The organism is Lacrimispora amygdalina, assembly GCF_900205965.1.
GTDB lineage: Bacteria > Bacillota > Clostridia > Lachnospirales > Lachnospiraceae > Lacrimispora > Lacrimispora amygdalina_A.
Window position 1 is genome coordinate 15,932 of sequence record NZ_OAOF01000002.1, and the last position, 16,256, is coordinate 32,187.

Below are 16,256 nucleotides of genomic sequence, written 5' to 3' on the forward strand. Positions count from 1 at the left end.
TATTTATTTACAGCTGTAATTTTCAAGAAACTTTCTTGACCACTCTGCATTATCCGGAGTGCTGTCCTCAATTGTCATCTGGATATAAGGCTTTTCTTTTTTCGCAAAATTCAAAATAGTATCATATTTCATAACTCCGGTTCCAGGTGCTCCGGAAACCACCTTATCGCCTTCAATCACAAAATCCTTCATATGAAGAACATCAGTATACTCTCCCAGATCCCCAATGGCTTCTTTTATCACCTTATCATACTCGCTGCTGTTCTCCACAGACAGTAGATTAACCGGATCCAGAATGATTCTTAAATTGGGGGAGTTAATTGCTTTTAACACCTTAAGAGCCTGTTTGGAATCGTATACGATATGGCTCCATACCGGTTCGATGGCCATGATTACTCCGAACTTCTCTGCACACTCCACTACAGGACGGAAATTTGTAATAAATGTCTGAAGTGCTTCTTCTGTATGGGATGCAGGTTCATAACGGTATTCCGGATTAGGGTTGCCTGTCTCCGTTCCCACTACGCTGCAGCCTAAGATGGATGCAAAACGAAGATGAGCGAAATAACGTTCCTGGATCTTCTTAATCTCTTCCGGATCCGGATGTGCCAGATTTAAATAACAGCCTAATACAGCAATGTCCATATGATACTCCGCAAATTTGTTGCGCAGATAAGAAGCAAATCCCGGTGTTAAGGCGGAATTGTCCACCGAATGCTCCTGAATAGTCTTTGTCAGCGCCAGGTGTACACAGGAAAATCCCTGTTCACTGGCTATTTTTAAACGTTCCTCTATGGTACCTGGTGCCACATCGTGTAATCGAATTCCAATCTGCATAATACTCTTCTCCTTTAGATCGTTTCGTAATGATTGATATTGGTTAATTCAAATGCTTCTCCTTCCTGTCCGGAAATATGCACATTTTCACAGATCAGGGTGTCCACATTGCTGATACAAAAGCCTTTTTTACTGCACTCTCCCACTCCGTTTAACATGGCAGGAGCCCCTGTCTTCGCCTCTTTTGCAAAAGAGAGGTCTACATTCTTAAATTCAATGCGTTCAATCTTCTTTTCCGGAAGACCATAGAGAAAGGATGCTGCCACATGACAATTGACTGCCTTAATATTGGTAAAGCTGAATCTGCCGATCTCAGGTGTCCTGTCGTCAACCGGAAGGGGTTGACGGCACTGAACGTAGTCCGATTTTCCGTCCGGATCACAGAAGTAGAATCCATTGACTACAAATGGAGTCATAACATCATCCATATCAATGTGATCAAAGGAAATATCAGTAAGAACAGAGTCCTTTCCTCTTCCTCTTCTGGTTTTGATCCGCAGTCCTCTGTCTGTGTGACGGAACAGACAGCGCTCTACCCGGATGTTTTTCACACCTGCGCCCACTTCGCTTCCTATGGTAACAGCCCCATGACCGTTCTCCATCAGGCACTGACGAATGGTGATGTTCTCAGAAGGTGTCTTATATCTGCGTCCCATGTAAATCTTCCCTGATTTGATGGCAATACAGTCATCTCCAAGAGAAAAATGAAGTCCCAGTATCTCCACATCCTTGCAGGATTCCGGATCCAGCCCGTCTGTGTTGGGGGAATCTGCCGGATTGCTGATGCTTAAATTTAAAAACTTTAAGTCCTGGCTGAAATAAGGGTGAAGAACCCAGGTGGGACTGTTCTTTAACGAGAAGCCCTGAAGGGTAATCTGTCTGCATCTTTCTAAGAATACCATGCGGGGTCGGAAAGCTCCCTTCATCACTCTTACGTTATCCCACCAGTTATCAAAGGAGGCCTGACCGTTTAAGGTTCCTCTTCCGTAGATTACAACATCTTCCACATCAATGCCGGTAAGGATTCCTGCAAACATGGGCAGGGGGTTGCCCTCCCAGGTTCCCAGATTATAATCCTCATTCTCATCATAACTCTCGATCATGCCGGGAAACTTCGGATACTGATACCGGTCTGTCTCTGCAAGAAGCTCCGCACCCTCAGAAAGCTCAATCTTTATATGACTCTTTAAAAAGAGACTTGTGATCCTGTATGTTCCTGCAGGTATTAACACTCTCCCGTCTTTTGGACAAGCCATGATGGCAGCCTGAATGAATGCGGTATCATTGTAAATTCCATCTCCACGGGCTCCAACCTCTCTGACATTAATCGTGACAAATTCATAATCCGTATGAAAGCTGGTTTTAGCTCTCTCTCCATTTCTTTCCAGAGAAATATTATAATCCATATCCGGTTTTAAGTCAAACAAAGTAAATACCACCTGGTTTGTCTCTCCCCAGCTTTCTCCATTTACCAGAATCTTACCTGGAGTTTCAAATTCATAGATTGTTTCTGTGATTGTCTCAATGGTTACAGAACGCGCTGTCTGAAATACAACTCTTAATTCCATACTGTTAAACCTCACCTGTTTTTTCTATTGAAAAAGAGCGCAGCAATTGCATACCACGCCCTCTTTTTTTATTAACCTTTTACTCCGCCTGCAGCAATACCATCAATAAATGCATCCTGCGCACAGAAGAATACAATCAGAGAAGGAATAATAGAGATGAGTGACATCGCCAGAATTCTGTTCCACTGAAATCCAACATCACCGTCCATTGACATACGTAAGTATATGGAGTTTGTATATTTCGGCATGTCGGAAACATAAATAAGGGGTCCCATAAAGTCATTGGAGGTCCACATAAACTGGAACAGCGCAACGGACACCAGTGACGGCTTTAACATAGGGACAATTACATACCATAATGTTTTAAGAGAATTACAGCCATCAATCTTGGCTGCCTCTTCCAGCTCCTTTGGCACACCTCTTAAAAACTGAATCAGCATAAACAAGAAGTATGTGTCACCTGCAAATAAGGCAGGAATTACAAGAGGAAGATAGGAGTTGGTCCACCCCCAGTTATTAAACATGATGTACTGAGGTGCATTTAAAACTACCTGAGGAAGGAACAGAGTTGAAATCATGAGAGAAAAAAGGAGCCCTTTTCCCTTGAATTCAAACCGTCCGAAGCCGTAAGCGGTAATGGTAGCTGAAAATACGGTGAAGATAACTTTGGGAACTACGATCTTATAAGTATTTAAAATAGATTTAATCAGGTTGATCTTACCGCCGTAATCCACAAAGGCATTGGCATAACCGTCTGTTACCGGATTCTTCGGCCAGAACCATGCACTTGTAAATATTTCCGAGTTGGTTTTAAACGTTGCACCTACCATCCAGATCAGGGGATATACCATAATAAACCCAACAAAGACAAGAAGTGCGTAACGGATAAAAGTGTTGATTTTAGTTTTAGTCTCTTTCGTCATGTCATTTACCTCCCGTCTTCATCTGAATAATATACCCATTTCTTCTGGCTTACAAATGCCACTGCAGTAAATGTCATGACAATTAAAAACAGAATCCATGCCTGGGCACTTGCCATACCCATCTTATGACGAAGGAATGCATTATTGTAAATAAGAATGGAAATCAGTGTCGTAGCACCGTTTGGTCCTCCCTTTGTTACAAGGAATGGTCCGTTGAATTCCTGGAATGCCTGACATAACTGGGTGATCAGGTTATAGAAAATAACCGGTGTAATTAAAGGAACAGTAATCTTAAAGAACTGGGTCCATTTTCCTGCTCCGTCAATAGATGCAGCTTCATACAGATCTTCTGATACACCCTTTAAGGCTGCAAGGAAAATAACCATGGCTGAACCAAACTGCCAAACACGCAGCAGTATGATAACTGCCAAAGCTCCGTTCGCAGATGCCATCCAGTTGATTTGTTCTCCGCCGAACGCTCCGATTACAGCATTGATCAGACCCTCCGTATTAAATACGGCTCTCCACAAAATAGCGATGGCAATGGAACCTCCCAAAATAGAGGGAATGTAATAAGCGGTTCTGAAAAAGTTAACTCCCTTTAATTTGAAGTTCAGAATATAAGCGATAAACAATGCGAAGGTGAGCTTAATAGGAACGTCAAAAATCGCATATTTAAAAGTAACCAGAAACGCTCTGATAATATCAGAATCCGTGAAAATCTTATTATAGTTCAACATACCTGTCTTCGTAACACCATTGAACAAATCATAATTTGTAAAGCTATAGTACAATGAAGAAGCGAATGGATAAACCTTAAAAAGTATAAATCCAATCAGCCATGGCAGAACAAAAAAGAATCCCGCATTCTCAGCCAGGAACTTATGCATACCCTTTGACTTCATACTGCTCATACCTCCTGTTTATTAAAAATTATATGCTGCGCACAGATCATATCATTTAAACCTGTACCTGTTTTATTATCAATCCCCGCAATCGTTTTCCATACAAGTTCCCCGAAATTACCGTATTTCTCTTTCTGAAGCACTCCAATATTGCATGCTTTCAGAATGGAATAACCAATTTCAATCATTTCAGAAGAATGGGGGAGGTCTTTCATCTTCTCCTTGACTATAACCTTAAATAAATCCCTTAATTCCCTATAATATTCATAGATCTCTTCTGACATCTGAGCTATCGTATCAATCAGTAATACCATATCTTTACCAGTAAACTTCCCTTTTTTCCGAAACGTTACCACAATATCATTATAATGCTCTTTCCTTTTGTATCTCGTATCATACGCTGTTATAAACGGCATAAGCTCCAAAGTCCACTCCGGGGTTTTCATGACATCTTCAATCTTATGTCTGTATTCCTCATGACCTGTCTGATCCAAAGCGAAAAAATAAGCGGGATAATCCTGTTCCGGCAGACTTCCTGTCATCCCTTCTGCGGTCTTAAGTCTGCTTAGATGAGCCATTACATATTCTTTATACTCATCTTCTCCAGTTGCACCATACATTTGTACTGCTCCCATAAGCTGATATGGTTTTAATGTCTCATTTTTGCAATCCATGACGTTTTATCTGCCCTTTTCTTTATGGGAGCCGCCATAGGTCTATGGCGGCTCGTATGAAAATATCCTATCTTATTTGAAAGAAAATTAGTACTCAAGTGTATCAGTAACACCCTTGATCAGTTCTTTTGCTGCTGCTGCTGAATCCAGATCTTTTGAGCTTAATTTACCAAATACTTTGTAGTAAACACCATCTGGGTTAGCCTTTAAGTCATTGTGCTCAAATTTGCTGTCCAGAGTGAACTTGCTGTAGTTCATAACCTTTGTATTTGCTTCAATGGTAAGAGGATCGCCAAGCTTGTTATCCTGAAGGATCTTAAGCCCCGCTGCGGAACAAGGAATACCTCTTTCAGTAGAACCGATCTTAACGCCTTCTTCATCATTTAACAGGAAGTTGATCAGCATTGCTGCTTCCTTCGGATGCTGTGAGTTAGAAGCAACTGCATATGCCATGGAGATCTTTGTAAATCCACCGTTGTTGTCGCCCATCTTAATGAATTCGCCGACTACGAATTCCTGACCAGGTTTGTTAACGCTGCCTTCCAGAGCTTTTTTAAACTTGGATGCAGAAGAATCCCACTCAAAGATACCAGCATATTTGCCGTCAATCCATTTTGCATTCTTGTCAAGAGAGTCAGCCATATCACCGCTGATAGTAGCCAGAGTCGGAATTACATGTTTCTCTTCCAGTCCTGTAATAAAATCCATTCCGTCTTTTACTTCATCTTCGGAATAGTTAATTGCGCCGTTATCTACCCAGTTCTTGCCATACTTGGATTCCAGGTAGTAAACCATAAGGATCATACGGTCATATTCGCCCAGTGCCAGCGGATACATATCAGGATCTTTTGCCTTAAATGCTTCTCCTGCCTTGTATAAGGAATCAAGATCAGTAGGAAGTGCAACACCAACCTCATCAAAAGCGGTCTTGTTCCAGTAGAACAGACGGCCGGTTAAAGAAATCGGAACTGCCATTAATTTGTTATCTACCTTGCAAAGATCCAGGCTTTCTGGTGTAAACTGTGTTAAATCAAGAACGCTTGAGTAATCTTCCAGGTTTGCGAAAGCTTTTCCACCCTGGCTGTAGGACTCAATCCAGTTCCAGTTAACCTGCATAACATCAGCAGCGTTGCCGCCTAAAATATTTAAGGACTGTTTCTCCTCCCATCCGGTCCATGCACCGTATTCAGGAGTTACAGTAATATTTGGATATTTAGCCATGAAAGCTTTGATCGCTTCTTCTGTTGCCGCGTGTCTGGAATCGCCGCCCCACCAGGAAAATTTCAGTTCTACCGGTTCTCCGGAAGTCGTGTCACTTCCTGCTGCTGTTGTTTCTCCTGCTGCAGCGGTAGTTGTTTCTGCAGGTGCAGCAGTGGTTGACTCAGCAGTGTTCTTGCTTGACCCGCAGGCAGATAAAGACATTGCCATAACAGTCGCTAACCCCATTGCTGTCCACTGTTTGATTTTTTTCATCTTTTTCTCTCCTTTTTTTCTCCCTCATAAATGAGTTCTTTAAAGCTCCATGTAAATGTTTCCGCATTTTTATATAATATTATATGTTTTTGCGTAAGCGCTTACACTCCACTTTTTTATTATTATAACATCTATTTCTGTATAATTCATTTCAAATTAAGCACAAAACATTGCATATTTTGACATCCTGTGCTATTATTTTAGTACTAATAGCCAAGGAGAATGCAAATAATGAAAGTACTTACTTCATATTCGGACGGAATTGACCGCTGTTTTGACAGTCATTATTTTTCCATCGCCCATCTGCATAAGGAAAGCACAGTTTTAAGCATGCACAGCCATCACTGCTGCGAATTTTACTTTTCCATCAGCGGCGGACGGACTTTCCTGATTGAAGATAACAATTACCGCATAGAACCTGGCGATTTGTTCATGATTAACCCCCGGGAAAAGCACCAGATCCTTCAGATGGAGTCTTCCATCCCTCATGAACGGTATGCTGTTTTTATTGATTTGGATTACTTAAAATCAATTTCCACCGACCATACGGATTTAACCTACTGTTTTACTCACCGGCCGGATGATTTTTCCCACCGGATCCATTTAAGCCAGGGACAGCAGCGGCGGTTCACCTATTATTTTAACAAGCTGGCAGCAGAGGACGGCTTCGGTCATGATGTGGAAGAACGCTCAGCTTTTGCAGAATTTATGGTATTTTTAACGAAATGTGCGACAGAGGCGGCACTGGGCGAAAGATCTGAAGATCAGAGACAGTATTTTAACAGCAAGGTAGCAGATATCATCACTTATATCCATCACAACATTGATTCCTCCTTAAGTATCGGAGATATAGCCGCCCATTTTTATTTAAGCACCTCTTATCTTTGCAGGCTTTTTAAAAAGGGGACAGGAACTACCATTAATTCCTACATCACAACCAGGAGAATCGAGCTGGCACAGACGCTGCTGGCAGGCGGATACAGTGTAAACGAAGTCTACAGCATGTGCGGCTTTAATGATTACAGCAACTTTTTTAAAGCCTTTACTAAGAAGACGGGAATTTCACCTAAGAAATTTGCACAGAACAGTTTAAGTTAAAAAGGGAATGAGGCAAGCTAACCTCATTCCCTTTTTCTTACAGCTGGTACTGCCAGCCGCACCGCTTCATCTCTGTATAAGCAAGAAGGAACGGACCAACGCCCTTCGCATCGTCTTTTACCACAGGCTCAGACATATAATACTCAAAGGTTCCGTTTCTTCTGTCTTTTCCACCCAGTCCGGCTACCAGGCAGATTCCGCCTAAGCTCATATTGCCTTCTTCTATATGAAGATAAGTACGGCAGATTCCCTCAAACGCTTTTTTCCCGTATTCTGCGTAAGATTTTGGCAGGTAACCCAAACGGACTCCTTTTAAGATTGCATAGGAAAAGATTGCGCTTCCGCTGGTTTCCAGATAATTTTTATCCATGCCGCCTAAGTTGACCACCTGATACCACATACCGGTTGGATCCTGGTACTTTAACATGGAATCAATCAGTGACCGGAACGCGTCTTTCATCTGATGTAAGGAATCCGGTTCCTTATGATCATCTTTATCCATGGTATCTAAAAGCGCCATGGAATACCAGCCCAGTGCCCTCAGCCAGAAATTCTGGGAAAGTCCGGTCACTTTATCGCACCAGAACATCTCTCTGGAGGAATCATAGGCATGATAATAAAGTCCGGTTTCAGAATCCTTCATATCCTTTGCTACATTGGCAAACTGGCTGTAAATGTCTTTACAGTTTTTTCTGTCATTAAACCGTACCTCATATTCCATGTAGAATGGCTGGCACATATAAAGACCGTCAAGCCATACCTGATTGGGGTAAATGTTTTTGTGCCAGAAATTTCCTTCTTTTGTTCTGGGCATTTTCTCAATCTGGCTGTAAACCAGGTCAATCGCCTTTCGGTACTTCTCCTTACCGGTCAGGTCATACAGTTCAAACAGGGTTTTTCCTGCATTAACATTATCAATATTCAGCTCCTCAACGTCGTATCCGTCAATGGACCCGTCTTCCTTTACACGGTAATCAATAAACGTATCTGCAAATTCCAGATATCCGTGATCCTTCGTAATGGAATACATCTCTAAGACCGCCTTGATCATACATCCGTCGATGTAATTCCAGCCGGACTTCTCACCCTGGAGAATCTTCTCGATGTTCCAGACCGGACGGTCCGGTGTGCTTTTTTCCATCAGTTCTTTGATATACCTTTCAATTACATCCATGTTCGTTACCTCTCTTTATACATGTATCTTCTGTTTCCCAGATTCAATCTTTATACATCTGTGGAACTTGCTTCTTATCATAGCATGGTTTTTCTTTGTTGTCACCAATCAGATCATACCGGACGCGGTGTCCTGCTGTGCTGCATAATTAAAGTATTGAATATAAATGGCATCGGTGTTAAGATGGCAGAATAAGCCAATGAAGGGTAAAAACTCTGTTTAACAGGATTACATTGGTTCTTAATAACCAGATGCCAAAAAGGAGTGCAGATCTATGAATCATTTTACGGAACAAATCAACATTACAGAAAAACAGACAGGAAAAAAGAAGTTAACCCCCAATGCATGTTTAGACGCGTACCTCTTAGACCCAATATCCGTCTCTCCCAGCCGCAGACGTCCGGCAGTTATCATCTGTCCGGGCGGCGGCTACGGACACTTATCTGACAGGGAAGCAGAACCGGTTGCGACGCAGTTTTTAGCCATGGGCTGCCATGCATTCGTTCTTCACTACAGCATTGCTCCAGATGTATTTCCTTATCCCCAGATGGAGCTGGCTTATGCTGTTTCTCTGGTCCGTTCCCATGCAGAGGAATGGCTTGTTGATCCGGAAAAGATCATTGTCTGCGGTTTTTCAGCAGGAGGTCATCTTGCCTGCAGTTTAGGAGCATTCTGGAATCAGGAATTTTTATATAAACCGTTGGAACTCACTCCAGATGAAATCAAACCGGGCGGCATGATTCTGGCATATCCGGTGATTTCCTCCGGTCCCTGCTGCCACGAGGGTTCTTTCCTTAATTTATTGGGAGCAGCTGCAGAAGATGAATCCCTGCGCCGCCTGGTTTCACTGGAACATCAGGTGGGAGCCCACACACCGCCGGTATTTTTATGGCACACCTCTACCGATGATGCGGTGCCGGTAAAAAACAGCTATTTACTGGCAGATGCTCTGACGGAGCACGGTGTCAGTGTGGAGATGCACATCTATCCTGCCGGCTGCCACGGACTGTCTTTAGCAAACAGTGAAGTATCCGGCGATGATGGCCGGTGTATCGTGCCCCGGTGCCAGAACTGGATCTTACTGGCCAAAACCTGGCTGGAATATCTATAAACAACAAAACAGGCGGGACAGCCGGAGTCTGACTCCTTCGGCTGTCCCGCCCTTTTCCTGCATCTTTGTCTTTATTATCGAACCAGCATCTTGCTGATCTGAAACTGATCTTCCGGAATATCCTTGGTCATAGCCAATGCTTCCTGAATGTCGAAATCAACAAATTCACCGTGCTTATAACCAACGACACGGTTACTCTTGCCATCACACAGCAGTTCCACTGCTCTGGCTCCCATAATAGAAGCATAAACACGATCCTTACAGGTAGGTGCTCCGCCTCTCTGCATGTGGCCCAGAATGGTAGCTCTCGTCTCAATACCGGTAGCTGCTTCAATTCTCTTTGCCATGGAAGAGGAATGACCGATCCCCTCTGCATTGATGATGATATGATGCTTCTTTCCCCGCTTTCTGTTCTCGATGATGCGGTTAATTAATGCCTGCTCGTCTCCGTCATACCGCTCCGGCAGTAGGATATCCTCTGCTCCATTGGCAAAGCCGCACCACAGGGCAATATATCCGGCATTTCTTCCCATTACCTCAATAATGCTGCAGCGTTCGTGGGAGGTAGAAGTATCACGGACCTTATCAATGGCTTCCATGGCAGTGTTCACTGCTGTATCAAAACCAATGGTATAATCCGTACATGCAATATCCAAATCAATGGTTCCAGGAAGTCCGATGGTGTTGATTCCAAGTGCAGAAAGCTTACCGGCGCCGCGGAATGATCCGTCTCCGCCGATGACTACGATACCGTCAATGTTATGTTTTTTACAGATCTCAGCACCTTTTTGCTGACCCGCTGCTGTAGTAAATTCCTGACATCTTGCTGTATAAAGAATGGTTCCGCCCCGATGGATGATCTCCGATACACTGGTACTGTTCATATCGACAATCTCTTCCTGCAGAAGGCCCGCGTATCCCCTCATAATCCCCTTTACTACCAATCCCTTATGGATCGCAGTTCTGACAACAGCACGGATCGCAGCATTCATACCTGGTGCGTCGCCGCCGCTGGTTAATACGCCGATGGTTTTCACTTGTTTTGCCATAGTAACTTCCTCCTGATTCACGGATCTCTGTTTTGTAAGTTTTACATTTCGTACATGTTGTATTCTAATTCATTTTCCCAATCTTTTCAAGTTTTTTTTCCACAAGTCTGACATTTTTTTCACCAAGTTTTTTGGTTAATATATCCACAAGGCCGTCTGAGGCATCCACATTCCAGTTGGATGGGAGCACCTTTTTCGCACGCTCACTCTCCAGATAGATGATTACGGAATCATTGCCTTCTGATTCCCGCAGCTGTTCAAGAATCTCCCGCTCCCCGGCAGCATACGTCTCTTTATCAGGGAATTTCAGCCACAGCTCTTTGGGGATTGCAGAAAACGGGATCACCCGCTCACAGATCAGCTTGCCCACGGGATCATCACCGATGGAGGCTCTTCCCTGAATAAACACTTTGGAGTCTTCTGTAAACAGCTCTCGCTTACTCTCATAGTCCTTTGGAAATACAATCACTTCTACGGAACCAACAAGATCTTCCAGCGTGATAAACGCCATCATCTTGTTGTTTCTGGTAGTTTTTACGGTTTTGGCAGTAATCATACCACCAACTGTTACATGAGCTCCATCCTGCACATTGGTTTTCTGGGTTTCCTCATCTACAATGAAATCAACGGTAACAGCCGTAATGTGGTTTTTCCATGTTGCCTCATACGCCTCCAGCGGATGGCCGCTTACATAGATTCCAAGCGTCTCTTTTTCAAAGGCAAGCAAGTCCTCCTTCTGAAACTCTCCAACATCAGGAAAAGTGATCTGATAGTTGCTTTTTTCTTCCTCACCGGCAAGATCAAACAGGGTGATCTGCCCTTCCATCGTATTCTTGCGTTCCTTACTCCTCTGGTCAAGAAGCTCCGGTGCTATGAAAAGTTTCTGCTTTCTTGTACCAGGAAGCGTATCCAGCGCTCCTGACTTAATGAAGTTCTCCAGTGTCCGCTTGTTCACCTCTTTATTGCTCATGCGGTCAATAAAGTCTTCCATATCATGATAGAGTCCATTGCGTTCCCGCTCTGCCACAATCATCTCTACAACGGATTTGCCAACGCTTTTAATTGCGGACAGTCCGTACCGTATGGACTTGCCTGAAACTGAGAATCCGCTTTCTCCCTCATTAATATCCGGAGGAAGTATGGGAATTCCCATCTGCCTGCAGCTTAAAATATATTCCGAAACCTTAGACACATTGTCCATAACAGAAGTAAGTAACGCAGCCATATATTCCTGAGGGTAATAGTATTTTAAAAATGCGGTCTGATAGGATACCACCGCATAAGCAGCAGCATGGGATTTATTAAAGGCATATTTGGCGAAATCAATCATCTCATCGTAGATCTGATTGGCAGTCTTTTCGTCAATTCCATTTGAGATACACCCGGTTACGCCTTCTTCCGGATTCCCGTATACAAAATTCTGGCGTTCCTTCTCCATAACGTAGGTTTTCTTCTTTGACATGGCACGGCGCACCAGGTCGCTTCGTCCCATGGTGTACCCGGCCAGATCGCGGACGATCTGCATAACCTGTTCCTGATATACGATGCATCCGTGAGTAGGACCCAATATGTGCTCCAGCTGAGGACAGTCATAGGTGATGGAATTCCGGTCATTCTTGCCTTTTAAGTATTTGGGAATAAAGTCCATGGGACCTGGTCGGTAGAGAGAAATACCGGCTATAATATCCTCCAGATTCTCCGGTTTTAATTCCTTCATGAAACTCTTCATACCGGAACTCTCCAGCTGGAATACCCCGTCATCCTTTCCGGTTCCGATGGAATCCAGCACTGCCTTATCATTGTAATCAATGTGGTCCATATCAAGAATGATATCCCGGTTCTTCTCCACTGCCAGAACCGCGTTCTGGATCACGGTGAGGGTCCTAAGACCCAGGAAATCCATCTTTAAAAGCCCCAGTTCCTCTAATGTAGTCATGGTGAACTGCGTAGTGATGGTTCCGTCTGCTGCTCTTGACAGGGGAACGTATTCATCCACAGAATTCCGGCTGATTACAACTCCGGCCGCATGCATGGAAGTATGCCTCGGCAGCCCCTCCAGACGCATGGACATATCAATTAAGTATTTTACCTCGGGATCCTCGTTATAGGCATTGCGCAGGTCCGGGCTTTGTTTTAACGCCTTTTCCAGTGTCATGCCAAGATCACCCGGAATCATCTTTGCAATGGCATCGCAGCGGGCGTAAGGCATGTCCAGTACTCTTCCTACGTCCCGAACCACACCCTTCGCAGCCAGGGTACCAAAGGTAACAATCTGAACCACCTGATCCTTCCCGTACTTTTCCACCACATAGTCAATGACTTCCTGGCGCCGTTCAAAGCAGAAGTCCACGTCTATATCGGGCATGGAAACTCGTTCCGGATTCAGGAAACGTTCAAAGAGAAGGTTATACCGTATGGGATCAATGTCCGTAATCCCAAGACAGTAGGAAACAATACTTCCGGCCGCAGAGCCTCTGCCCGGCCCTACCATGATATCTTTGGATCTGGCATAATGAATGAAATCCCACACAATCAGGAAGTAATCCACATACCCCATAGTATGAATGACTTCAAGCTCATAAGAAAGACGCTCCTGTAAAGTTCCGTCATCCTCCGGATAGTGGTGTTCAAAGCCCTCTCTACATAATTTATTCAGATAGCTCCACGAATCATAGCCTTCCGGAACATCGTACTTAGGCAGTTTGGTGACTCCGAACTCAATCTCCACATTACACCGCTCTGCGATCTTATGGGTATTCTCTACCGCCTGGACTGCATAGGAGAAAAGCGTCTTCATCTCCTCTTCTGACTTGCAGTAATACTGACCGCCCTCATAGCGCATACGGTTCTCATCTGCCACTTTCTTACCGGTCTGTATACACAAAAGAATGTCGTGGGGCGTGGCATCTTCTGCATAGGTATAGTGGATATCATTGGTCGCCACCAGCTCAATTCCCGTCTCCGCGCTCATCCGGACCAGGCCCTGATTCACAGTTTTCTGCATGGGGATACCATGGTCCTGAAGCTCAAGGAAGAAATTACCCTCTCCGAATATCTCCTGATACTTAAGAGCGGTTTCCTTCCCCTGTTCATACTGGCCCCTGCCGATATAGCGCTGCACTTCTCCTGCCAGACAGGCGCTCAGAGCGATCACACCCTCATGATATTCCCGTAACACCTCATAATCCACTCTGGGTTTATAATAAAATCCATCGACAAAACCTTTGGAAACAATCTTCATCAAATTCTGATAGCCCTGATTATTCTCAGCCAGAAGAACCAGATGGTAATACCGGTCTTCGCCGCCTGCAAGCTCTCTGTCAAATCTGGAACCGGATGTCACGTACACCTCACAGCCAATTATGGGTTTGATGCCAGCTTCCTTCGCGGCTCTGTAAAAATCAATCACACCATACATGACGCCATGGTCTGTAATTGCCATACTATCCATCCCAAGTTCCTTCGCTCTGGCTGTCAGCTCCTTAATCTTGCAGGACCCATCAAGCAGGCTGTACTCTGTATGGACATGCAAATGTGTAAATGCCATCTGTCTTATCTCCTTCTATCCTCATTTCTCTTATTATAACATAAAAAGGCAGCCTCTGAAAATATTTTATTCTCCTGCTTACCTCTGCACAGTATTTATCTCCTCTATTTCCTCTTATACTTGGTATCTGGGGCATAGATTACTTCTTTTTCCTCCCTCTACCCCGTATCTCCTTTATTCCGACCTTCTCTATCACTATTTGGTATATATCGGCAGTCTGCTCTTTATTTATGCCCCGCCGTTCTTAGCTTGCGGGGCATAGGTTAAATCTTTTTCCTGCATATGCCCTATCTCTTCAATTTCTTAAACCCTTTTATGCCATCTGGGGCATAGAAATAGATAATCCTCTGTCTATGCCTCCAGATAAGGTTTATAATGTACCCAATAAAGCGGACACGAAAAAATTGTTTTTATGTCCAACTTTTTGAGCAGACCCATTCCGTAGACACGATTTTTTTATGTCTCATACCCAAAATTTCTGGTTGGTCCCATGCCAGCACAGACAGTTTGCCCAAAGTCGTTTTAGGATCACTTAAATTCACTATTTCAAGTCAGTAATTAAAAATGGAGATATAAGAGGCGGAGCTTCCATTGTCAGACAATGGCAGTCTCCGCCTCAAAACACGTGATTATCCAAGATATTATTCCTGATTGCTTAAGTATTTCTCAATCTCGCCGACTGCAACTTCTTCATCGGCTCCGTCTGCAGTAATTGTGATCTGCTCTCCAGCTGCAAGACCGAGAGTCATCATTCCCATAATACTTTTGGCATTCACCCTTTTTGATTCAATTTCAACATAAATGTTGCTTTCATACTGGCTGGCAACCTGAACCAGCATAGCAACTGGTCTCGCTTCCAAGCCTGATGCAAGTTCCACGGTGACTGTTTTTCTTACCATAATTATCCTCCTCATTCCTCTGAACGGATCTGTTCCGTTCCGCTGCCCACGCCTGTCCCGCGCAGCCGCCCTGCTAAATCACAAAGCTTTCTAAGTCGGTGGTTCACTCCTGATTTACCAACAGGAGGGTCCAGAGCTTCTCCAAGCTCTTTTAATGTTGCGTCCGGTCTTTCCAGTCTCTCTCTGGCAATCTCCCTTAAGTTGTCCGGAAGATCCTTAAGTCCGATTGTATCTCTGATATATTTTATATCTTCTATCTGCTTTACGGCAGCTGATACCGTTTTATTAATATTAGCAGTTTCACAGTTAACCTGCCTGTTTACGCTGTTGCGCATGTCCTTTAATATCCTGATATTTTCAAGCTCCATTAAAGTAACCGGAGCCTCCATAACATTTAAGATATCGACAATCTGGCTTCCCTCCTTGATATAGACTACGAAATACCGCTTTCTCTTTACGATCTTTGCGTCAAGATCAAAGGTTGCAATAATAGACTTTAACTGCTCTGCTTTTTCTTCTGTGGCACATACGATTTCATAATGGTAGAACTTCTCCGGATCACTGATGGATCCTGATGAAAGGAATGCCCCGCGTATAAACGCTCTCCTGCAGCAGGACTGCTGGATCACCACGTTCTTCACTATATTTAGATTTTCTCCTACTTCCCCATTCTCGTCAAGGAGTTTTGTTGCATGAAGCACCCGAATGGCATCCTCGTGTTCCCGGATGGTCACTGTGAACGTACGGCTTCTGTTCAAGTAGGCATTTCTTCTAATAGAGACATCAGTACTAATATTAAATGTTTTTTTCAATAATGTAAAGTACTTTCTTGCAACTGCCACATTTTCTGTATGAATTTTAATTCTATAGCGGTCTTCTTCCGATATGATTATCTTACCGCAAAGGCTGATGATCGCAGCCATTTCCGCGATCTGACAATGCCTTGCCGGGCTGATCTGCCTGGAAAGCTCTTCTTTTAGTTTAGAAGAAAACGACAT

The 16,256-nt window shown here is 43.8% G+C and carries 13 protein-coding genes; 2 read left to right on the top strand and 11 right to left on the bottom strand.

Going from position 1 to position 16,256, the window contains the following annotated elements; all coding sequences use genetic code 11:
- Positions 1-3: 3 nt before the first annotated feature.
- From CRO04_RS02925 to CRO04_RS02950, 6 genes are all read right to left on the bottom strand, one after another.
- Positions 4-837 carry a sugar phosphate isomerase/epimerase family protein gene (locus CRO04_RS02925; RefSeq protein WP_097002740.1) on the bottom strand — a complete coding sequence of 278 codons (834 nt, stop codon included), beginning with the start codon at positions 835-837 and terminating at the stop codon, positions 4-6.
- Between the two features lie 14 nt (positions 838-851).
- Complete coding sequence (locus CRO04_RS02930; RefSeq protein WP_097002741.1) at positions 852-2,405, bottom strand: glycoside hydrolase family 28 protein; 1,554 nt, start codon at positions 2,403-2,405, stop codon at positions 852-854.
- A 71-nt stretch (positions 2,406-2,476) separates the two neighbouring features.
- A complete protein-coding gene (locus tag CRO04_RS02935) occupies positions 2,477-3,328 on the bottom strand; it encodes a carbohydrate ABC transporter permease (RefSeq protein ID WP_097002742.1) in 852 nt (283 codons plus the stop codon).
- Positions 3,329-3,333: 5 nt separating this feature from the next.
- Positions 3,334-4,233, bottom strand: coding sequence for a carbohydrate ABC transporter permease (locus CRO04_RS02940; RefSeq protein ID WP_207654386.1), 900 nt, complete (start codon positions 4,231-4,233; stop codon positions 3,334-3,336).
- Between the two features lie 5 nt (positions 4,234-4,238).
- Positions 4,239-4,907, bottom strand: a complete 669-nt coding sequence (locus tag CRO04_RS02945) for a hypothetical protein (protein ID WP_097002743.1) — start codon at positions 4,905-4,907, stop codon at positions 4,239-4,241.
- An 87-nt stretch (positions 4,908-4,994) separates the two neighbouring features.
- Positions 4,995-6,380 (bottom strand): ABC transporter substrate-binding protein, encoded by a 1,386-nt coding sequence (locus CRO04_RS02950; RefSeq protein WP_097002744.1) that lies wholly within the window; start codon positions 6,378-6,380, stop codon positions 4,995-4,997.
- Between the two features lie 231 nt (positions 6,381-6,611).
- On the opposite strand from CRO04_RS02950, the gene CRO04_RS02955 reads away from it, so the two are divergent.
- Positions 6,612-7,478, top strand: a complete 867-nt coding sequence (locus CRO04_RS02955) for a helix-turn-helix domain-containing protein (protein WP_097002745.1) — start codon at positions 6,612-6,614, stop codon at positions 7,476-7,478.
- A gap of 37 nt (positions 7,479-7,515) precedes the next feature.
- Here CRO04_RS02955 and CRO04_RS02960 read toward each other — a convergent pair whose 3' ends face one another.
- A complete protein-coding gene (locus CRO04_RS02960; protein WP_097002746.1) occupies positions 7,516-8,652 on the bottom strand; it encodes a glycoside hydrolase family 88/105 protein in 1,137 nt (378 codons plus the stop codon).
- A gap of 274 nt (positions 8,653-8,926) precedes the next feature.
- On the opposite strand from CRO04_RS02960, the gene CRO04_RS02965 reads away from it, so the two are divergent.
- Complete coding sequence (locus CRO04_RS02965; RefSeq protein WP_097002747.1) at positions 8,927-9,763, top strand: alpha/beta hydrolase; 837 nt, start codon at positions 8,927-8,929, stop codon at positions 9,761-9,763.
- Positions 9,764-9,837: 74 nt separating this feature from the next.
- Here CRO04_RS02965 and pfkA read toward each other — a convergent pair whose 3' ends face one another.
- The 4 genes from pfkA to whiA all read right to left on the bottom strand — a co-directional run bounded on the left by pfkA (position 9,838) and on the right by whiA (position 16,256).
- Positions 9,838-10,812, bottom strand: coding sequence for a 6-phosphofructokinase (gene pfkA, locus CRO04_RS02970; RefSeq protein ID WP_097002748.1), 975 nt, complete (start codon positions 10,810-10,812; stop codon positions 9,838-9,840).
- 64 nt (positions 10,813-10,876) lie between these two features.
- Positions 10,877-14,359, bottom strand: coding sequence for a DNA polymerase III subunit alpha (locus tag CRO04_RS02975; protein ID WP_097002749.1), 3,483 nt, complete (start codon positions 14,357-14,359; stop codon positions 10,877-10,879).
- Positions 14,360-15,000: 641 nt separating this feature from the next.
- The gene (locus CRO04_RS02980) at positions 15,001-15,258 is read right to left on the bottom strand and encodes an HPr family phosphocarrier protein (protein WP_097002750.1); all 258 of its coding nucleotides are present in this window, start codon (positions 15,256-15,258) and stop codon (positions 15,001-15,003) included.
- An 11-nt stretch (positions 15,259-15,269) separates the two neighbouring features.
- Positions 15,270-16,256: a DNA-binding protein WhiA gene (gene whiA, locus CRO04_RS02985; RefSeq protein WP_097002751.1), complete on the bottom strand. Its 987-nt coding sequence runs from the start codon at positions 16,254-16,256 to the stop codon at positions 15,270-15,272.